Raw genomic sequence first — 20351 nt, 5'->3', positions numbered from 1 at the left:
GCACGGGTATGACCGGACCATTGCCCGACCCGTTCGCCGATCAGCCCGACTGGGCACCACAGCCGCCCAGACCGCTGGCCATCGTCGCCGCGACCGAGCGGGTCGAGCTACGCGGGCGACGGGTGCTGGTCGGACTGCCGGGGTTGGGTTGGCGTGGCGACCTGCGCGCGGACGACCGGGTGGTGCAGAGCGCCCGGACCTACGTACCTGTGATACCCGAGCACGAGTGGTACCGGGCCGAAGCCGACCAGGTCGAGGTGTTCGCGCCACTGGTGCCGGTGGAGCGGGTCTGGGTGGAGACCGTCGGCAGCCGACCGGGGGTGGACAGCGCCCGCGATACGGCCATCCGTTTGGTCTCGTTGGACGGCCCTGCACACCGGACCCCCACACCGGTTTTCGAAGCGGACGCGGTCACCGGTCGGCGGGTGGTGCACGTCGAGGGCGGCCAGGAGCACCGTGACCTTCGAGCGGTCACCGAGACCTACTCGGGCGCCGAAGGGGACATCTGCGTGCGGGTCACCCCCGAGGTGGAGTGGTATCGCTGGGCCTGGCGCGGCCAGTCACCCACCACCCTGGAAGTTCCGGTCCATTTGCTGTGGATTGAATGAGAGTCAACCCAGCTCGAGGCCGCCGCATACTCGCCAACCATCGCCATCCTCGACGACAGTGAACGTCCAGTTCTCTCGGCGGCTGCTTCGGACAACGCCCTCGGAAGAACCGGAAATGGTCAGCGTGGTGCCAACCGATTCTCCCTCACTCGAGGGCGTGCGAGTCAGTTGGCCCCAACTGACTCGCACGCTGACGTTGAACTTCGACTCGCGCTGCTCAAATTCAACTCTCAGGTCTCGAACGGCCTGCAGGTCGGACCCGCTCTCGCAGGTGAAGAGGCTTGCTCTTGTGTCATTGCGATCCACAAGGAATGCGCGCAGGTAGTTGTCCACGACAACGTCCGGCGTGCTGCGGTCGGGTGTTGAGGCGCGGTCGTACCACACGTAGGCGGTTGCGACCCCGCCGAGGCAGAGCAGGGCGAGCACGCCAGCGACGACCGTGAGCACCGTCCGCATTCGGCCGCGTGGCGGCTGCGGTGCCGGCGGTGCCGGGGCGGGCGGCAGTTGCTCGGACGGTGTCCGCTGGGCCGGTACGCGGGAGACCTGGGAACCGGCGGGGGGCTGCACTGATTCCACCTCCTGAAGTTATCGGCTGGACGCTCCGGAGCCAATGCCTCAGATGCAGCGGATCGTGACGGACCCCTCCCCACCGCTGAGATCCACGACATCACCGGCGCAGCGCCGAGGCACCTCCCGGAGGTGCGCCCTCGGCTGGGATACCGTCTCTGCTTGGGGAGGGGTTGCCAACCTCGGGTAGAGGGGGTGGACGCGGTGGCCGGTCCGAAAGCTCGCACGAACCGCGCCGCAGCCCTACATCGTCGGGCGACGGCGGTCGCGACCGCAGCGGCCGGGATCCTGGACGAGACGCGGCCGGCTCCTGCCGATCAGCGTCGTCAGTACGAGGTTGCCGATCGGCTACGGACGGCTGCGGGCGTGCTGGCTCCGGGTTGGGCGGGCGCGGCACTGGATTCGCTCACCGTGGACTCGCCGGCGGGTGATGGTCCGCCGCCGTTCGTTCGGGTCGGTACTGCGGCGCCGTTGGACGACGCTCGTTTCCCCGCGTTGGTGCCACTTGTCGGCACCGGTCACCTCAGCATGGACGCTGACGCGCGGGAACCACGGGTGGCAGGTTTGCTCCGGGCCGTACTCCTGCGGTTGTTGGGTGCGGCGCCGGCGGGTGCCCTGTTGATTCGCGCGGTGGATGCCACCGGGGCTGTGTTGACGCCGTTCGGGGCGCTCGCGGATGCTGGCCTGCTGCCGCCGCCGGCGGTGGATGTGGCGGGTCTGCGCGCGGTGCTGACCGAGGCCGAGCAGTGGGTCACGCCGGGGGCGAGTGGGCGACGCCGGCACGATCGGACGTTGCTGCTGGTGGTGGCCGCGTTGCCGGAGTCGACCGGCCCGACCGATCTGGCGCGGATCGAGACGTTGGCCGAGCAGGGGCCGGCCGCCGGGCTGCACCTGGTGGTGGCGGGTTGGCCTCCCCTCGGCCCGTACTCGGCCCGGGCGCCGCTGCCGCACACCACTTCGCTGGCGCTGCGTAATGCGTACGCGCTGCTCGGCGACCCGCCGGGGGCGTCGTTCGCCGGGCCGGGGGCCGATCCGCCGGGCGGTTTGAACTCGCCGGTCTTCGTCGAGTCGGATCCGCCGGCCGAGTTGGTCGATGCGGTCTGTCGGCGTCTCGCCGAGCAGGTGGAGGCGGGTTCCCGGTTGGCGTTGGGTGGGCTGTTGCCGCCGACGGGTGAGCGGCTGTGGGAGTCCGACTCGGCCGATGGGTTGACCACGACCGTCGGCGATGCCGGGGGCCGGGCGGTGCCGCTGGGTTTCACCGAGTTGACCCCGCACTGGCTGGTGAGTGGGCGGTCCACGGCGGGCCGTGCGGCGTTCCTGACCACCGCGCTGCTCGGCTTGGCCGCCCGGTACGGCCCAGATGACCTGGCGTTCTACCTGGCGGATCTGGGCGACGGCGAGTCCTTCGTGGAGTTCTTGCAGACCGAGCGGGACCGGTCGTGGGTTCCGCAGGTGCGCGCGGCGGCGATGGCCGCCGACCGGGAGTACGTGCGGGATCTGCTGGAGGAGTTGACGGCCGAGGTCCAGCGCCGCACGGAGGCGGGCGCCCGGGCCGGGGGGCAACGCTTCGCGGAGCTGCGTCAGCATCAGCCGCTGCCGAGGATCGTGTGTGTGGTGGACAATGTGCCGCTGCTCTTCGCCGAACGGGACCGGCTGGCCGGCGAGGTCGCCGCCCAGTTGGACGGGCTGGCCCGGGCCGGTCGGGCGTACGGCGTGCACCTGGTCTTGGCGGGCGCGGGCGAGTTGGGGTTGAGTACGCGCGCGGATGCTGGTCATCGGGATTCGGTGCTCGGGCAGTTTCCGGTGCGGGTGGCGCTGCCGGGCGGCGGTCCGGTGCTGGAGCCGACGAACGACTCGGCGGCGGGTCTGCCGGTGGGCAGCGCGGTGGTGAACACGGCGGGCGGGCTCGGCGGCCCTCGGGGTGCGATTCGGGGTCACGAGCGGTTGATTCGTCACCCGGATCCGCAGGATCATCCGGAGGTCGTGGAGAAGTTGCGGCACGAGTTGTGGGCGGCGCGTCCGGCCGGGTCGGTGCCGCCGGTGGTCTTCGCGGGTTACGCGCGGCCACTGCTGGGCAACGACCCGCGTCACCGGGCGGCCCTGGCGGGGCAGGCGCACGGGCCGGCGGCTCTGCTGGGGCGCGCGGTGGACGTGGCGCGCTCGACGGTGGCCGTGCCGTTGGGTCCGGCGGCCGGGCGCAACCTCGCCGTCCTGGGCTCGGGCACCGCGGCGGGCGGGTTGTTGGCGACGGCGGCGCGGAGCACGTCGGCTCACCACGCACCGGGCAGCGCCCGCTTCCTGGTGGCGGCACCGGACCCGGGCTCCCGGGCGCTCGCGGAGGCGTTGACGGCGGAGTTGGCGGCCCGGCATTCGGCCGAGTTGGTGGATCTGCCGACGCTGCTCGCGGACGCGGCCGACGACCTGCCGACGTACCTGGTGGTCTTCGGGTTGGACCGGCCGGGTCCTCGGGACCTGCCGGTGGAACGGCTGCGGTCGCTCCTACGGGACGGGCCTCCGGCGGGGAGGCATCTGCTGGGGTGGTGGCGTGCGGTGCCGCCGTTCGCCGCGTTGTTCGAGCCGGCGGGCGAGGTCGACAAGCTGGCCGCGGTTGCCGTGCTGGACGTGCCGGTCGCGCAGCTCACTGCGGTCTTCGGTCGCCCGGTCGAGTGGCAGGTGCGCCCCGACCGGGCGGTGCTCTGGGACGGTCCGGATGAGCGGGGCGTTGTCCTGGTGCCGTTCGCCGACGTGGCCGGCTGATCGGGTGGCGCGGGTGGAGGGTGTCGAGGTGGTTCCGAACGCGACGATGACCGGGCCGGGGCGGCAGCGGGCCGGGGCGGCGACCGGGGACGCCACGCCGCCACCGGCGCTCGAGCCCGGCGCGGCCTGGGCGGGGTACCTTGCGGCTGCCCGCCAGCTGGACGGGGTACGCCGTAGCGCGGCTGCCGCCGCAGGTGAGCAGGCCCGGTCGGCGGAGGCCGCCCGGGAGGAGTTGACGGTGGTCCGTACCGGGCTGGCGAGTCAGCAGGATCGGCTGCGTGAGTTGGGCGTACCGCCGATCTCGCTGGTGCCGTCGCCGCCGGAGCTTACCGAGGCGGCCCGTTCGATGGTGGGTGGCCCGGCGGCCGTGCTGGCTGCGTTGCGGGCCGCGCGAGGTTGGGCCGAGGCTGCGGACGCGGCGCTGGCGGCGCGCCGCGGGATCCGGCCGGGTTCCTGGCCGGCGCGAGCGCGCAATCTCCTGGTGTACGGCCCGTTCGCGCTGCTGGTGCCACTGATCCAGGTCGCGGTTCTGGCGGCGACGGGGGTGGGAGCGGCAACTGTGGCGGCGTTGATCTGCGGGCTTCCGATGCCGGCGGTCGCGTTCGTCGCCGGCTGGATCGCCATCGGGCGGTTGTTCCGGGTCAGCCCCACCGAGCGGCTGGACCGCACGGTGCGTTTCGGCGCGTTGGTGTGCCTGGTGCCGGCGGTGTTGGCCACGGCGGGCCTGCTGCTGGCCCTGCTCGCTGGCTGACCCGCCCAAGCCGGAACCGCCTGGGCCGAACCGCCCAGGGCCGACACCGCCTAGGGCCGGAACAACGCGGGCGGAACCGCCCCGGCGGCCCGGGTACGCAAACGGCCGGCCGTCCCGGAAGGGTGTCGGCCGGCCGTGGTGCGTCGCGGTGTCAGCGGGGGATGATCAGCGCCATCGCCTCGGCCCGCGACTTGGAGTCCGTCTGCAGGATTCCTCGTACGGCCGACGTGATGGTCATGGCGCCGGATTTCTGGATGCCGCGCATCGCCATGCACATGTGCTCGCATTCGAGCACGACGACGACGCCACGTGGTGCGAGTTTGCTCATCAGCAGGTCGGCGACCTGCGAGGTGAGCCGCTCCTGCACCTGGGGCCGACGGGCGAAGACCTCGACGAGTCGGGCCAGCTTGGACAGGCCCGTGATCCGCCCGTCGGGGCCCGGGATGTAGCCGATGTGTGCGCTGCCCCGGAAGGGCAGCAGGTGGTGCTCGCAGAGGCTCATCACGTCGATGTCCCGAACGATGACCAGCTCTTCGTGGTTGGCCTCGAAGGTGGTGCTGAGCACCTGGGCCGGGTCGACCCGGAGGCCGGCGAAGAGTTCGGCGTACGCGCGGGCGACCCGGGCCGGGGTCTGCTGGAGCCCGTCGCGGTCCGGGTCCTCGCCGACCGCGATGAGGATCTCGCGGACGGCCTTCTCGATCCGGCCGAGGTCGACGGCGTCTTCGACGGGGCGGCCGGTCAGCCTGCCGCTGATCAGCCGCGCGGCCACGTAGTCCAGCTCGTCGTCGCCGTCGGGTTCGGTCGCGGAGACGGCCAGCTCCCGGTGGGGGGAGCTGGCCGTCGGGTCGTTGCTCAGTGCGTGCCGTCCGAGTTGTTGGACGGCGCCACCCCGCCGACCGACGCCTGCGCGCCGTCGGCCTGGGCCTGCGCCTTGAGCTTGTCCTTCTCCGCAGGGGTGAGCACGGGCGGCTCGGTGGACGGCTGACGCTTGCCGAAGCCGTTGTACGGTGCCAGCGGCGGGCGCTTGACCACCCGGGAGCAGATCCGCGCCATGTCGGCCGTGGAGAGGGTTTCCTTCTCCATCAGCTCGAGCACGATGTTGTCCAGGACGTCCCGGTATTCCACCAGGATCTCCCAGGCCTCGTCGTGCGCCAGCTCGACAAGTGCCCGCATCTCGCCGTCGATCTCGGCGGCCACCGAGTCCGAGTAGTCCCGTTCGTGGCCCATGTTGCGGCCGAGGAACGGCTCGTCCCCGCTGGTGCCGTACTTGATCGCACCGAGCTTGGAGCTCATGCCGTACTGGGTGATCATCGCGCGGGCCAGTTGGGTGGCCTTCTCGATGTCGTTGCCGGCGCCGGTGGTCGGCTCGTGGAAGACCAGTTCCTCGGCGGCGCGACCGCCCAGCGCGTACGCCAGGGTGTCGATCATTTCGGCGCGGGTCTGGGTGTACTTGTCTTCGGTCGGGAGCACCAGGGTGTGGCCCAGCGAGCGACCACGGGACAGGATCGTCACCTTGTGCACCGGCGCAGCGTGCGGCAGCGCCCAGGCGACCAACGCGTGGCCACCCTCGTGGTACGCGGTGATCTTCTTTTCGTTGTCGCTCATGACGCGGGTCCGCCGCTGCGGACCGGCGACCACCCGGTCGATCGACTCTTCGAGCGAGTCGTTGGAGATCGCCCGCTGCTCCTTACGAGCGGTGAGCAGGGCCGACTCGTTGATCACGTTGGCCAGGTCGGCGCCGCTGAAGCCCGGCGTGCGACGGGCCACCGCGTCGAGGTCGACGTCGGGCGTGAACGGCTTGCCCTTGGCGTGCACCCGCAGGATGGCCTTGCGGCCCTCCATGTCGGGGGCGTCCACCGGGATCTGCCGGTCGAACCGGCCCGGGCGCAGCAGCGCCGGGTCGAGGATGTCCGGCCGGTTGGTGGCCGCGATGAGGATGACCCCACCCTTGGTGTCGAAGCCGTCCATCTCGACGAGCAGCTGGTTGAGCGTCTGCTCCCGCTCGTCGTGGCCGCCGCCCATGCCGGCGCCACGGTGCCGGCCGACGGCGTCGATCTCGTCGACGAAGACGATCGCCGGGGCGTTCGTCTTGGCCTGCTCGAACAGGTCACGGACCCGGCTGGCGCCGACGCCGACGAACATCTCCACGAAGTCGGAGCCGGAGATGGAGTAGAAGGGCACCCCGGCCTCGCCGGCGACCGCGCGGGCCAGCAGCGTCTTGCCGGTGCCGGGCGGGCCGAACAGCAGCACGCCCTTCGGGATCTTGGCGCCCAGGGCCTGGTACTTGGCCGGGTTCTGCAGGAAGTCCTTGATCTCGTACAGCTCTTCGACGGCCTCCTCGGCACCCGCGACGTCCGCGAAGGTCGTCTTCGGAGTGTCCTTGGTGATCATCTTGGCCTTGGACTTGCCGAAGTTGAGCACCCGGGAGCCGCCGCCCTGCATCTGCGACATGAAGAACAGCAGCAGGAGCACGAGCAGCGCGATCGGCAGCAGGTTGACCAGCAGGCTCACCCAGATGCTGTCCGAGGAGACCTTGGCGTCGGCCGGGCCGGTGACCCGGTTGTTCGCCTTGGCGTCCAGCACCTCGTTCCAGATCTGGTCGCCAGCCTGGTACGGGAACTGGGCCTCGATCTTGTTGGTCTCGGTCTTACCGAACTTGGTCTTCTGGGCCAGGTCCAGTTGGAGCGTCTGCTCCTTGTCCTGGAAGACCACCTTGTTGATCTTGGCGGTGTGCAGCTGATCGAGCGCAACGGAAGTGTCCACGCGGTGGTAGCTGGGACCAGCGGTGAACAGCTGACTGAGCACAACGGCGCCGAGGATGACCAGGATGATCCAGACCACCGGTCGGCGGAAGAAACGCGTACGTTCCATACTGTTGTCGAGCGCGGAGCGCCCGCATCCTCCTGATCGACGTCCTGACCGTCTGATGGTGTCGCCGCGCTGAGCGGCGGCCGGAGCCGCCGTGCGGGCCGGCCTCGACCCCGAGGCGCGAAAACTGCCGCGCCGCGGTCATTCGACGGTACACCGTGTACGCGAGGAGTGAGCTTGCGAGCCCCGCAGTCGTGCACCATCAAAAGACCGCGTACGCCAGAAGCGAGCCTGCGAGCCCTCGCACTCGGCGCGCCTTCGAGATCGACGACACGCACCGTGGGCAGGCCCACCAGCCCCGCAGCCAACGTACGGCGAGTCCGGGTGGAAGCCGGCGTGGCGGGGAGTCCGGCTCTGCCACCCGAGCGCCCGGTCACGCGATCGAGGGGGTCGAGCGCGGAGTAACCTCCGGGCCACCGTGGTACACGGTAACCGCATCAGCTGAGAGCGCGCTGAACGTCGGCTTGATGGGTGCCGATGCGAGTCGGACTCATGTCGGCCGGCGGGCCGCCCCGACGGGTCGGGCCCGTCGTCAGGAGCGGGCGTAGACCTCGGGCTTGAGCACCCCGACGTAGGGCAGCTCCCGATAGCGCTCAGCGAAGTCGAGGCCGTACCCGACCACGAACTCGGTCGGGATGTCGAAGCCGACGTACTTCACCGGGACCGGCACCTTCACGGCGTCCGGCTTGCGGAACAGGGCGACCACCTCGACGCTCGCCGCCGAGCGCGACTCGAGGTAGCGCAGCAGCCAGGAGAGCGTGAGCCCGGAGTCGACGATGTCCTCGACGACGATCACGTGCCGACCGGCGATGTCCCGGTCCAGGTCCTTGAGGATGCGGACGACCCCGGAGGAGGTGGTGCCCTGGCCGTAGGACGAGATGGCCATGAAGTCGAGCTCCGCCGGCGGGCCGTTACGGCCCAGCGCCCGGGCGAAGTCCGCCATGAACATCACCGCGCCCTTGAGCACGCACACCAGCAGCAGCCCGTCGCCCACGTGGGCGTAGTCGGCGGAGACCTGCTTGGCCAACTCCGCCGTCTTCTCGCGGATCTGCGCCTCAGAAATGATCACGTGGTCGATGTCGGCGTCGTACCAGGAGCCGTCAGCCATGACTCCTAGCCTGCCGTACGTCGGATGGCCTCCGTCGGCGGGGCCGCACCTTTTGGCGCGATCAAGCCGAGGATTTTCCGCGCAAACATGGCTAATCACATCAGTTGGTGCGTGACCGCCAGCGGCGGCCGTCGTCGGTGGGCTTCCAGTCGGCCGAATCGTGGCTGTCGACGGTGAGCCCGGCCGCCGAGGCGGCGACGAGCAGGACGAGGAACAGGAGGAAGACGAGGAACTCCATGGCGGCGCTCACTTTCGCATGATTGCTGTCGGTTTCGCCGCCGGTGCGCACCGGACTGAGACCAGTCTGCGGCCTGCCGCAGCGACCGGACAGTGGCAGGAATGCCATTGATCATCGATTTACTGCCACCTGTCGGGTTACCCTCGTCACATGCTGCGGTCAGTTGCCGTCCTCGCCCTCGACCAGGTCGCTCCCTTCGAGCTGGGCGTCCTCGCCGAGGTGTTCGGCACCGACCGGACCGCCGACGGTTTTCCCGCCTACCGCTTCCAGGTGTGCAGCCCGGACGGCGCTCCGGTGCGTACCTCCTCCGGCTTCCACCTCACCCCACACGCGGACCTCGGCCCGCTCGACGAGGCCGACCTGGTGGCCATCCCCGCGCACCGCCAGGGCACCACCGTCCCCGGCCCGGTGCTCGACGCGCTACGTCGGGCCGACGCCCGCGGAGCCCACCTGTTCAGCGTCTGCTCCGGCGCCTTCCTGCTCGGCGAGGCCGGGCTGCTGGACGACCGCGAGTGCACGACCCACTGGCGGTACGTGGACGAACTACAACATCGGCACCCGCGCGCCCGGGTGCGTTGCAACTCGCTATACGTCCAGGACGGGCGGTTGCTCACCAGCGCCGGCACGGCGGCCGGCATCGACGCGTGCCTGCACCTGATCCGCCAGGAGCACGGCTCGGCCACCGCGACCCGGCTGGCCCGGCGGATGGTGGTCCCGCCGCACCGCGACGGCGGTCAGTCCCAGTACGTCGAGGCGCCCATCCCGAAGGCGCCCGAGGCACCCACCCTCGAACCGGTGCTGGAATGGCTGATGGGTCACCTGGACCGGACGATCACCGTGGAGGAGTTGGCCGTCCGCGCCGGCATGGCGCCCCGCACGTTCGCCCGCCGGTTCCGCGCCGAGACCGGCACCACACCGCACGACTGGCTCACCAACCAGCGGGTGCTGCTCGCCCGGCGGCTGCTGGAGGAAACCCCGTTGAGCGTGGAGGCGGTCGCCGACCAGTCCGGCTTCGGCGACGCGGCCGCGCTGCGCCACCACTTCAGCCGCCGGGTGGGCGCCACCCCCCACAGCTACCGGACCACCTTCCGCGACCGGGCGCACACCACCTGAACCGGGACCTTTGCTCTGCTTCACTCCGCGCACCAATCAGTCAACCGATCTGTTGCGCCGGTTGAAGCAGAGCAAAGGAGCTCAATCAGTCAGGCGGGTCCACCGGTGTCAGCCGGTCGGCGCGGCGGAACACCCGACGTCCACCCGGCAGGTCGGTCGGACCCTGGCCGTGCCAGCCCGTGACCAACGCGTCCAAGGCGGCGACGTGCCGGTGGGACAGCGCACCCGGCAGGGCGCCCAGCTCGCGGGCCCAGGAGTGCAGCACCCGGCTGCGGACCGCCGGGAGAAGGCCGAGCAGCAGCGGCACGGAGAGCCCCCCGTCGGGACACCGGGCCGCCGCCAGCGCCGTCCCGGCCAACTCGTCGAGCGCGGCGTTGTCGGCGGCCACCAGCCGCGCGGTCCGCGCGAGGTTGTCGACCACGCCGGATCCGAGTGCCCGCACCAGCGCCGGCAACAGGTCGGCCCGCACCCTCGACCGGGCGTACGACGGGTCGGTGTTGTGCGGGTCCTGCCACGGGCTCAGTCCGAGCACCGCGCAGGCGGCACGCGTCTGCTCCCGGCCGACCTCCAGCAGCGGGCGCAGCAGCGGCACCCCGCCCAGATCGCGCCGGGCGGGCATCCCGGCCAGCCCTCGTGGGCCGGCGCCCCGGGCGAGCGCGAGCAGCACCGTCTCCGCCTGGTCGTCACGGGTGTGCCCGGTGAGCACCGCGACCGCGTCCTGCTGCCGGGCCACCTCGACCAACGCCTGGTAACGGGCCTCGCGGGCGGCTGCCTCCGGCCCGCCGGGACGCCCAGCCACCTCCACCCGGACCACCGTCGCCGAGGCGAACCCGACCCCCCGACCCCAGCTGGCCACCGCCTCCGCGCGCTCCGCGGAGCCGTCCTGCAAGCCGTGGTCGACGCTGACGAGCACCGTGGTGCGGCCCAGCCGGGGCGCCACGAACACGGTGGCCGCCGCGAGCGCGAGCGAGTCGGCACCACCGGAGCAGGCCACCAGCACCGGACCGCCGGACGGCAGACCGGTCAGGGCGCGGCGTACCGCCACCCGGATCGCGGCCACCGGTGGAGCGAGCGCGGCCACCGGCCGGTGATCAGCCAGCGGCCGGGATGGTGCCGGCCGGGCCGTGCACCCGGGCGACCCAGGCGTCCGGGTCGCCCAACTCGGACAGTCGAGGCAGGGTCAGCGGCGAGTTGAAGATCGAGTTGAAACCGTCCATGCCGACGCGTTCCACCACGCCGTGCACGAACTTGCGCCCCTCGGCGTACTGACGCATCTTGACGTCCACCCCGAGCAGCCGGCGGATCGCCTTCTCCAGCGGGTTGCCCGTCTCCCGGCGTCGGTTGAACGACGCCCGGATCCGCTCCACGCTCGGGATCACCTGCGGGCCGACGCCGTCCATCACGAACTCGGCGTGCCCCTCCAACAGGGTCATCAACGCGGTGAGCCGGTCCAGTACGGCCCGCTGTGCCGGGGTCTGCACGATGTCCAGCACGCTGGTGCGGCTGTCCGGGTCACGGACCGCCTCGGACAACGTGGCCACCCCGCGCCGCAACCGCTCGACCAGGTGCTCGCTCCCGCTGGACGAGGCGTCCACGAACGCCTGCACCTCGCTGAGGAAGTAGGCCCGCATCCACGGCACGGCCGTGAACTGGGTGCGGTGGGTGACCTCGTGCAGACACACCCAGAGCCGGAAATCCCGAGGGTCCGCGCCGAGCTTGCGCTCCACCTCGACGATGTTCGGTGCGACGAGCAGCAGCTGGCCCGGCTCGGCCGAGAAGACCTCGTACTGGCCGAGCACCCGGCCGGAGAGGTAGGCCAGCACCGTGCCGGCCTGCACCCCGGTCAGCCGGGACCCGATCGCCTCGGTCAACGCGCCCGGTTGCTTGTCGCCGGAGAGCCGACTCACCAGCGGAGTGATCACCTCGCGGAGCCCGGCGATGTTTGTCGCGGCCCAGTCGCGGCGATCGACAACCCGGACCGGCGGATGCGACACCTGCGCCCGCAACCCCGTGTAGTCGGCCACGTGCCCGGCCGCCTCGTCGGTCAGCCGGCGCAGGTCGCCGACGACGTCGGTGGCTTCGGCGTACGACACGCGGGGGCCAGACTTGCTCAACGCCCCCGCCGTGGCGGCGGCCAGATCCCAGTCCACGAACTGCGCCATGGACCCACCGTACCCGCGTCGCGACACCCCGGCCCGGGCTCGCGCCCTCGATCGACACCGATGGCGACTGCGGTGCCCCGGACCGGCGACGGTCAGCCGCAGCCGCAGCCGGCCAGCGCGGCGGCGATCCGGTCCAGCGCCGGTTGGGCGGTATCCCGGTCACCCGGCACCTTGTCGGTGAGCACCGCGAAGGTCAACAGCCGGCCGTCGGCGGTGGTGACCAGGCCCGCGATGGAGTGCACCTGGGTCAGGGTGCCGGTCTTGGCCCGGACGGTGCCCGCCCCCGCGGCGGTGCCTGCGGTGTTGCGGTAGCGCTCGTTCAGCGTCCCGGACCAACCGCCGACCGGCAGACCACCGAAGACGCCGGCCAACTCCGGGTGGTCCGGACTGGCCGCCAACCGGATCAGATCGGTCAGCAGCGACGGGCTGATCCGGTTACGACGGGACAGGCCGCTGCCGTCGGAGACGCTGATCTCGTCGGCGGGCAGGCCCAGCTCCGCCACTTCGGCGTCCATGGCGGTGGCGCCCCCGTCGAACGAGGCGGGCTGGTTGCGGGCCAACGCCACCTGCCGGGCGAGCGCCTCGGCCACCAGGTTGTCGCTCTCGCTGATCATGACGTCGACGAGCCGGATCAGCGGCGGGGACTGCACCACGCCCAGTTCGGTGCCAGGTGCCGGGTCGGCACCGACCGCCGCCGGCGCCGGGGCGGTGCCACGCTTCACGGCGTCGGTCGGCACACCCAGCAACCGGGCGAACGCCTTTCCGGCGGCCAGGTCCGGCTCGGCGAACCGCGGGGCGGACCCGTGTTCGACGCCCGGGTCCGTACGCGCGCCGTCGGTCATCAACGCGGTCACCGCGCCGCCCGACCCGCCGGTGGGGATGTCGTCGTCCCAGCCGGGGCCGTAGACCGGGCCGGAGTAGAGCGAGCCGTCGACCGTGACGCTGGTCGGGGATGTACCGCCGAGCGCGGTACGCACCTGGGCGGCCAGATCGTCCAGGCGCGCCGCACCCGGGTAGTAGCCCTTCTTGTCGATCGCGAGGGTCGGGTCACCGCCACCGATGATCACTACCTCGCCGGCCTTCGCGCCGGCCACCGCACGAGTCGGAATCCGGTAGCCGGGCCCCCGGGCCGCCAGCACGGTCACGGCGGTCGCCAGCTTGGTCACCGAGGCGGGGACGGTGCCGTCGTCGGCCCCCTTGGCGAACAGCGTCTGGCCGGTGATCACGTCGGCGACCGAGACGTTCACCCGGTCGCCCAGGGCGGCGACGCCGACCAGTGGATCGAGCACGGCACGAACCCCGTCCGGGCTGGGCACCGGGGCGTTCGAATCCGGGCCGGCCAGCACGTCCGACGGGGCGGGATCTTGGGTCACGCCGGCCGCATTCGGCCCGGACCCGGCGTCGTCGCCCAGCCACCCGGCGACCGGGCCGGGACGGGTGATCACGACTCCGACGCTGGCGAGCACCAGCAGGAGCACGGCGGCCAGCACCACCGGCAGCCGCCTCCGGCGGCGCGGCGCGGCGGCGGGAACGGGCGCGGGTGCGGCGGCGGGTGCCGGCAACGCGGAGATCGGCGGGCCCAACGGGGGGACCCCGCCGGGGCCGGGGGCGACCGGCCCGGGATCGGACGACGGGCTGACCGGCGCAGGGCTGACCGGGACCGTGGCACTGCCGCGCGGCGGACCGCTCACCTGTCGCTCGCCGTCGACCACCGGGAAGTGGCCGGTGTTCGGAGTGGGCGACGCCGAACCGGCCGGCGGGCGCCAGGGCAGCGGCGGGGGTCGCTCGGGCGTCGTCTCCGGGGTCGGGGTCTGGGTCTGGGGTTCGGGAGCCCGTGGGAGGTGCGCCTCCGGCACCGGGACCCGCCCCTTGGCACTGCCGGAGCCGGATCGTCCGGTACCGTGCGCGGAGCCCCCGTCCGGGCGGTAGTGTGAATCTTCCCTCCCCACGACCCCCTCCTCCCCCAGCGAAAATCGGCTTGGGTGACACTACTTCGGTCCGAAGACTATGCGGCGGCCGGAGTCGGCGGGTGGGCATTCACCTGTCCGGAGGGCCGCCAGTGGTTCCGTTAGCCAGCGTGGGCAGACGAGGGAGCGTGCAGATGGATTTCGACGTGACGGTTGAGATCCCCAAGGGTCACCGGAACAAGTACGAGGTGGACCACAAGACCGGCCGGATCCGGTTGGACCGCACCCTCTTCACCTCTACCCAGTACCCGGCCGACTACGGGTTCATCGAGGGCACGCTGGGCGAGGACGGCGACCCGCTGGACGCCCTCGTGCTGGTCCCCGAGCCGACCTTCCCGGGTTGCCTGATCCGCTGCCGCACCATCGGCATGTTCCGGATGACGGACGAGAAGGGCGGGGACGACAAGGTCCTCTGCGTACCCTACGAGGACCCCCGCCAGGAGCACCTGCGCGACATCCACCACCTGGGCGAGTTCGACCGCCTGGAGATCCAGCACTTCTTCGAGGTGTACAAGGACCTGGAGCCCGGCAAGTCGGTGGAGGGCGCGACCTGGGTCGGCCGCACCGAGGCCGAGGCCGAGATCCACGCCTCCTACCAGCGGGCCCGTGACGCCGAGGCGCGCGGCGAATCCATGCACTGACGACCACTGACGCACCGGGCCCGAGGGTCGCTCAACCGAGCAGCCCTCGGGCCCGGTCGTACAGGTCGAGCACCGCGCAGGCGACCGGCACCACGGCGACCACCAGGGCCGTGTCGGTGAGGTCCGCGATCCTGCCGAGGTACGGCGAGACCGGCCGGCGGGCGTACCCGGTGCCGCTGGCGACCGCCACCAGGGCCACCGCCGCCCCGCCGAGGACCAGCACCAACCGCCCGGTCTCGTCGGCCCGACCGACAAGCACCGCGCCCAGCACCGCGAAGCCGGCCAGCCCGGCGAGCACCGTCGGCACCCGGTGTCGCAGCGCCACGAACAGCCGCGACCGCAGCAGCAGCACGGCCGACGTGATCGCCACCAGCACCCGGCCGGCCGTGCCACCGGCAACCACGAGTACGACAGCGGTGGCCACCGCCAGCAGGGCGTGGCCGATCAGCATCCCGGTGAGCATCTCCTCGGTGCGGATCACCGCGGCGTGCACCCGGCCCCGGTCCGGCAGATCCCGGACCCGCTCCGGCTCCTCCGCGGGGGTCGAGGCCGGCAGGTTGATCGGCGGCAGGGGCAGCTTGCCCAGCCGGATGGCCAGCAGGGGGATCACGCCGACGGCGAAGATCAGTGCGCTGAGCAGCACCGCTGCCGTACCCGCCGTGGTCATCAGCAGCCCACCGAGCGCGGCCGCCGCGCCGACCAGGCCGACCGTGACACCGGCCACGAAGACCCGCAGCCGGCTGGCCACCCCGAGCAGACCGATCAAGGCCACCAGCAGCAGCGCGACCGAGCCGGCCAGCAGTTCGGGAGCGCCCACCCAGCGGACCGGCCCGAACGGCCCGACCGGGTCGCCGGAGCCGACCGCCAGGGCGCCGGCCGTGAACGCGTAGGGCAGCGCGTAGCCGCCGAGCGTCGCCCCGGCGGCGCCGTCGCCGTTGGCGCGGGAGGCCACCGTGCCGGCCACGGTGAGCACCAGCGCCACCGCGACGGCCGCCAGCCAACCGGCCCGGTGCGTCGGACCACCGGCGAGCAGCGCGAGTAGTCCGACCGCGAGCGGTACGGCGGCGCCGGCCAGACCGGCTGCCCGGGTGGCGGTGGGCGACCAGGCGCCGCCGCGACGGCGAGCACCGTCGGCGATCGCCTCGATGACGTCGTCGTACTCCAACTCGGGCCAGTGGGCGCGGGCCGGCACGAGGTGCAGCACCTCACCGTCACGGACCCCCTGCGGCAGCAGCGCCTGTGCCGTCACCAGCAACGCCCCGTCGGTGCGGCGGAGCACCCAACCGCCGTGCTGCTCGCCGTCGTCGGCCAGCCCGACGCCGGCGTGCCGGAGCACGTCGGGCAGCAGCTCGGCAAGGGGCACCTGCTCCGGCAGGGCGACGTCCACCCGTCGTTGCGGCGCGCTGATGGTGACGCGTGCCAGCCCGGTAGTCATCGACTGGTCTCCATATCGAGGGGGATCGGAGGCTGCGCGGACGACAGGACTTTACCTACCATGAGCCAGGCTCGGGTTACCCAGCGCTGTCAGGAGGCCGAGTGTCCACTGTCGTCATCAAGCGTCCGCCGCGCCGAGCAGCACCGGAGATCCCCGCCGGTGAGCTGCCGGTCGAGGCACCGCCGGAGATTCCCGTCGTGACCGGCGGACGGTGGCAGCAGATGCTCATGCTGCTGCCCATGCTCGGCGGCACGGTGGCGATGGCGATGATGTTCGGTCGGGGCGGCGGGGCCTACTCGTACGTGGTGGGCGGGATGTTCGGGCTCTCCTCGTTGGCGATGCTCGTGACGTCCTGGGGCAGCGCCTCCGGCACCCCGAAAAAGTCCGAGATGATGGCCGCCCGCAGGGAGTACCTGCGGCACCTGGCCACGCTGCGGCGGCGGGTCCGGCGGACGGCCGGCCAGCAACGGGCCGGGCTCTTCTACCGGCACCCGGATCCGGGTCGGCTCTGGTCGACGGTGGACAGCCACCGGGTCTGGGAACGGCGGCCCGCCGACCCGGATTTCGCTGTGGTGCGGGTCGCCGTCGGGCCGCAGACCCTGGCCACCCCACTCGTTGCACCTGTCACCCGGCCGCTGGAGGAGCTTGAGCCAATGACCGCCGGCGCGCTACGCCGCTTCCTGGACGCGTACTCCGTGGTGCCGGACCTGCCGGTGGCGCTGTCGCTGCGCAGCTTCGCCCGGGTGCATGTCCGGCCCGCCGGCCGCAGCCGGGCAACCACCCCGACCACCGGCGGACCACCCACCGGCGACCCGGCGGCGCAGGCGCTGGTCCGGGCCGTGCTGACCCAGCTGGCGGTCTTCCACGCCCCCGACGAGCTGCTCGTCGCGGTCTGCGCCGGGCCGGAGCGTCGCGCCTGCTGGGAGTGGGTGAAATGGCTCCCGCACGCGCACCATCCCGGTCGGACCGACGCGCTCGGCCCGGTACGGCTGGTCACCAGCTCCGCCGCCGAGTTGGAGTCGCTGCTGGCCGACGTGCTCGCCACCCGGTCCCGGTTCAGCCCGGCCGGCCCGGCCACCGACGGCCCACACGTGGTGGTGGTCCTCGACGGCGGTGACCTCACCGGGGCCAGTGACCTGACCGGCGACGGCGGCATCGACGCGGTCACCGTGCTGGACCTGGACACCCCGCCGCCCCGACTGCTGGACCGGTACGCGCTGCTGTTGGAGTTGCACGGCCGACGGCTGCACTCGTGGTCGTCCGACGGGCACGCCGAGGTGGGCACCGCCGACCAGTTGGACCTGGCCGACGCCGAGGCGGTCGCCCGCCGGTTGGCGCCGCTGCGGCTCGCCGGCGCGGCCCGGGGGCCGGATGCCCCGCTCCAGGCCGACCTGGGCCTTCCCGAGCTGCTCGGTCTCGGTGACCCGGAGAGCTTCACTGTGGAACAGGGCTGGCTGCCGCGCTCGGCACGGGACCGGTTGCGGGTGCCGATCGGGGTCGGCGCGGACGGCGGCGCCATCGAGTTGGACCTCAAGGAGTCCGCCCAGGACGGCATGGGCCCACACGGCCTGCTCATCGGGGCGACCGGCTCCGGCAAGTCCGAGCTGCTCCGCACGCTGGTGCTGGGGCTCGCCGCCACGCACAGCTCCGAGCAGCTCAACTTCGTGCTCGTCGACTTCAAGGGTGGCGCCACCTTCACCTCGTTCGACCGGCTGCCGCACACCGCGGCCGTGATCACCAACCTGGCCGACGCGTTGCCCCTGGTGGATCGCATGGTGGACGCGATCAACGGGGAGCTGGTCCGCCGCCAGGAGTTGCTGCGACGGGCCGGCAACTTCGCAAGCGTGCGCGACTACGAGCGGGCTCGGGCGGCCGGCAGCCCGCTGGCCCCGCTGCCGTCGTTACTGCTGATCTGCGACGAGTTCTCGGAACTGCTCTCCGCCAAGCCCGACTTCATCGACCTGTTCGTGCAGATCGGTCGGCTGGGCCGGTCGCTCGGCGTGCACCTGCTGCTCGCCAGTCAGCGGCTGGAGGAGGGCCGGCTGCGCGGGTTGGACACCCACCTCTCGTACCGGATCGGGTTGCGCACCTTCTCGGCGCTGGAGTCCCGGACGGTGCTCGGCGTGGCGGACGCGCACGAGCTGCCCCGCTCGCCGGGTCACGGCTACCTGCGCGCCGGCACCGACCCGCTGGCCCGTTTCAAGGCCGCGTACGTCTCCGGCGCCGTCCGCCGCCGGGCCGCGCCGGGCGGCGTCGCCGCCGAGGGTGGCGGGCGGTTGCTCACCTTCACCACCCACGTCGTACCGGTGCCCGAGCCGGCAACCCCGGTCGTGCCCGTCGTGACGGAGGAGCAGGGCAGTGGGACGCTGCTCGACCTGCTGGTGGACCGGCTCGTCGGGCAGGGCCCGCCGGCGCACCAGGTCTGGCTTCCGCCGCTCGGCCAGCCGCCGGCACTGGACGAGTTGCTCGGCCCGGTCGAGGTGCACCCGAGGCGCGGGCTCACCGTGGGCAACCCGGAGCTGCACGGCGCGCTCGGAGTGCCGATGGCGGTCGTGGACAAACCGTTGGAGCAGCGCCGGGACCTGCTCTGGCTGGCGCTGGACGGCGCTGCCGGGCACGTCGCGGTGGTCGGTGCGCCGCAGAGCGGCAAGTCCACCGCCCTGCGCACGCTGGTCTGCGCGCTGGCGCTCACCCACACCCCGGCCGAGGTGCAGGTCTACTGCCTCGACTTCGGTGGCGGCGGGCTGGCCGCGCTGCGTGACCTTCCGCACGTGGGCGGGGTGACCGGCCGCGCCGACCCGACCGCCGTCCGACGCACCGTGGGCGAGATGACCACCCTGCTGGTCGACCGGGAACGCCGCTTCGCCGAGTTGGGCGTGGAGTCGATGGCCGCGTACCGGCAGCGTCGAGCGGCAGCGGGGACGGCGGGTCAGCCGGGCGCCGACCCGTACGGCGACGTGTTCCTGGTGATCGACGGGTGGAGCACCATCCGGGGCGAGTACGACGACCTGGAGCCGCTCGTCACCGACCTGGCCACCCGGGGTCTGTCGTACGGGTTGCACGTGGTCGCCACCGCGCTGCGCTGGCTGGATTTCCGCCCGGCGATCCGGGACCTGTTCGGTTCCCGGCTGGAGCTGCGCCTCGGTGACCCGGCCGACTCGTTGGTGGCCCGACGCGCGGCCGCGAACGTGCCGGAGCGTTCCGGCCGCGGGGTGACCGCGGAGGGCCTGCACTTCCTCACCGCGTTGCCTCAGCTCGGTGCCGCCAGCGGGGACACCGCCGATCTGGTCAAGAGGGCCGCCGACGGGTGGGCGGGTCCTCCGGCCCCCCGGGTGCGGCTGCTCCCGCCGGTGCTGCCGTACGCCGATCTGGACCTCGCCTCGACGACCGGGCTGCGGCTGCCGATCGGGATCGCGGAGGCGGACCTGCGCCCGGTGCTGCTCGACTTCGCCAGCGAGCCGCATTTCGTGGTCTTCGGGGACTCGGAGTGCGGCAAGTCGTCCTTCCTGCGCGCGCTGGCCACGTCGATCATCACCCGGTTCACTCCCGAGCAGGCCCGGGTGATCCTCGTCGACTATCGGCGCAGCCTCCTCGGCGCCATCGAGACGCCACACCTGATCGGGTACGGCACCGCCGCTGCGCACACCGCCGACCTGGTCGAGTCGGCCGCCGGCTACCTGGAGCGACGGGCCCCCGGGCCGGAGGTCACCCCGCAACAGTTGCGCGACCGGTCCTGGTGGTCCGGGCCGGAGCTGTTCGTGTTGGTGGACGACTACGACCTGGTGGCGGCGGGGCCGGCGAACCCGTTGCGCGCGCTGGAGGAGCATCTGCCGCACGCCCGGGACATCGGGCTGCACCTGGTGCTGGCCCGCCGGTCCGGTGGTGCGGGCCGCGCGCAGTACGAGCCGATCGTGCAGCGCCTACGGGAGCTGTCCACCTCCGGCCTGGTGATGGCGGGCAGCCCCGAGGAGGGCGCACTCGTCGGGCCGGTGCGACCCGGACCGCTGCCGCCGGGGCGTGGTCGGCTGGTCACCCGGCGGGAGGGCGTACGCCTGGTCCAGCTGGCGCAACTGCCGCCACAATGACCTGACTCGCCGGTTCTTCCCGTGACGGGTGGGGAAACCGGTAATCTCCGA

General features: G+C 72.4%; 15 protein-coding genes. 6 read left to right on the top strand and 9 right to left on the bottom strand.

Annotated elements, in window-relative coordinates:
* Positions 1-8 precede the first annotated feature (8 nt).
* Entirely contained in the window at positions 9-608 is a 600-nt protein-coding gene (locus ACLQ3B_RS14810; RefSeq protein ID WP_425781088.1) for a hypothetical protein, read from the top strand.
* Between the two features lie 3 nt (positions 609-611).
* Here the strand turns inward: ACLQ3B_RS14810 and ACLQ3B_RS14805 are convergent, their stop codons facing one another.
* On the bottom strand, positions 612-1175 hold the full coding sequence (locus ACLQ3B_RS14805; protein ID WP_425781687.1) for a hypothetical protein: 564 nt from the start codon (positions 1173-1175) through the stop codon (positions 612-614).
* Between the two features lie 195 nt (positions 1176-1370).
* On the opposite strand from ACLQ3B_RS14805, the gene ACLQ3B_RS14800 reads away from it, so the two are divergent.
* Together ACLQ3B_RS14800 and ACLQ3B_RS14795 are read left to right on the top strand one after the other, a co-directional pair.
* Entirely contained in the window at positions 1371-3932 is a 2562-nt protein-coding gene (locus tag ACLQ3B_RS14800; protein WP_425781086.1) for an FtsK/SpoIIIE domain-containing protein, read from the top strand.
* A 46-nt stretch (positions 3933-3978) separates the two neighbouring features.
* Positions 3979-4683: a hypothetical protein gene (locus tag ACLQ3B_RS14795; protein WP_425781685.1), complete on the top strand. Its 705-nt coding sequence runs from the start codon at positions 3979-3981 to the stop codon at positions 4681-4683.
* Between the two features lie 151 nt (positions 4684-4834).
* Here the strand turns inward: ACLQ3B_RS14795 and folE are convergent, their stop codons facing one another.
* The 4 genes from folE to ACLQ3B_RS14775 all read right to left on the bottom strand — a co-directional run bounded on the left by folE (position 4835) and on the right by ACLQ3B_RS14775 (position 8909).
* Positions 4835-5500, bottom strand: a complete 666-nt coding sequence (gene folE / locus ACLQ3B_RS14790) for a GTP cyclohydrolase I FolE (protein ID WP_425781684.1) — start codon at positions 5498-5500, stop codon at positions 4835-4837.
* Positions 5501-5535: 35 nt separating this feature from the next.
* Positions 5536-7554, bottom strand: a complete 2019-nt coding sequence (gene ftsH, locus ACLQ3B_RS14785; protein WP_124820165.1) for an ATP-dependent zinc metalloprotease FtsH — start codon at positions 7552-7554, stop codon at positions 5536-5538.
* 529 nt (positions 7555-8083) lie between these two features.
* Positions 8084-8659 (bottom strand): hypoxanthine phosphoribosyltransferase, encoded by a 576-nt coding sequence (hpt, locus tag ACLQ3B_RS14780; protein ID WP_210817758.1) that lies wholly within the window; start codon positions 8657-8659, stop codon positions 8084-8086.
* A 100-nt stretch (positions 8660-8759) separates the two neighbouring features.
* On the bottom strand, positions 8760-8909 hold the full coding sequence (locus ACLQ3B_RS14775) for a hypothetical protein (protein ID WP_196930472.1): 150 nt from the start codon (positions 8907-8909) through the stop codon (positions 8760-8762).
* Positions 8910-9047: 138 nt separating this feature from the next.
* On the opposite strand from ACLQ3B_RS14775, the gene ACLQ3B_RS14770 reads away from it, so the two are divergent.
* The gene (locus tag ACLQ3B_RS14770) at positions 9048-10010 is read left to right on the top strand and encodes a GlxA family transcriptional regulator (RefSeq protein WP_425781083.1); all 963 of its coding nucleotides are present in this window, start codon (positions 9048-9050) and stop codon (positions 10008-10010) included.
* 85 nt (positions 10011-10095) lie between these two features.
* On the opposite strand, the gene tilS is transcribed toward ACLQ3B_RS14770, so the two are convergent.
* From tilS to dacB, 3 genes are all read right to left on the bottom strand, one after another.
* A complete protein-coding gene (gene tilS, locus ACLQ3B_RS14765; protein WP_425781081.1) occupies positions 10096-11091 on the bottom strand; it encodes a tRNA lysidine(34) synthetase TilS in 996 nt (331 codons plus the stop codon).
* A gap of 10 nt (positions 11092-11101) precedes the next feature.
* Entirely contained in the window at positions 11102-12172 is a 1071-nt protein-coding gene (locus ACLQ3B_RS14760) for a zinc-dependent metalloprotease (protein ID WP_425781079.1), read from the bottom strand.
* A 92-nt stretch (positions 12173-12264) separates the two neighbouring features.
* Positions 12265-13734 carry a D-alanyl-D-alanine carboxypeptidase/D-alanyl-D-alanine endopeptidase gene (gene dacB / locus ACLQ3B_RS14755; protein WP_425781683.1) on the bottom strand — a complete coding sequence of 490 codons (1470 nt, stop codon included), beginning with the start codon at positions 13732-13734 and terminating at the stop codon, positions 12265-12267.
* Between the two features lie 539 nt (positions 13735-14273).
* On the opposite strand from dacB, the gene ACLQ3B_RS14750 reads away from it, so the two are divergent.
* Complete coding sequence (locus tag ACLQ3B_RS14750; RefSeq protein WP_091403280.1) at positions 14274-14780, top strand: inorganic diphosphatase; 507 nt, start codon at positions 14274-14276, stop codon at positions 14778-14780.
* 31 nt (positions 14781-14811) lie between these two features.
* Here the strand turns inward: ACLQ3B_RS14750 and eccD are convergent, their stop codons facing one another.
* A complete protein-coding gene (eccD, locus tag ACLQ3B_RS14745; RefSeq protein ID WP_425781076.1) occupies positions 14812-16215 on the bottom strand; it encodes a type VII secretion integral membrane protein EccD in 1404 nt (467 codons plus the stop codon).
* Between the two features lie 101 nt (positions 16216-16316).
* On the opposite strand from eccD, the gene eccCa reads away from it, so the two are divergent.
* Entirely contained in the window at positions 16317-20300 is a 3984-nt protein-coding gene (gene eccCa, locus ACLQ3B_RS14740) for a type VII secretion protein EccCa (protein ID WP_425781074.1), read from the top strand.
* Positions 20301-20351 lie beyond the last annotated feature (51 nt).

Origin of the sequence: Micromonospora sp. DT53, from assembly GCF_049841535.1 — a bacterium.
In the GTDB taxonomy this organism is placed as follows: Bacteria; Actinomycetota; Actinomycetes; order Mycobacteriales; family Micromonosporaceae; genus Micromonospora.
The sequence above is the reverse complement of the archived record's forward strand: the minus strand, read 5'-3'. Positions and strand labels throughout refer to the sequence as shown.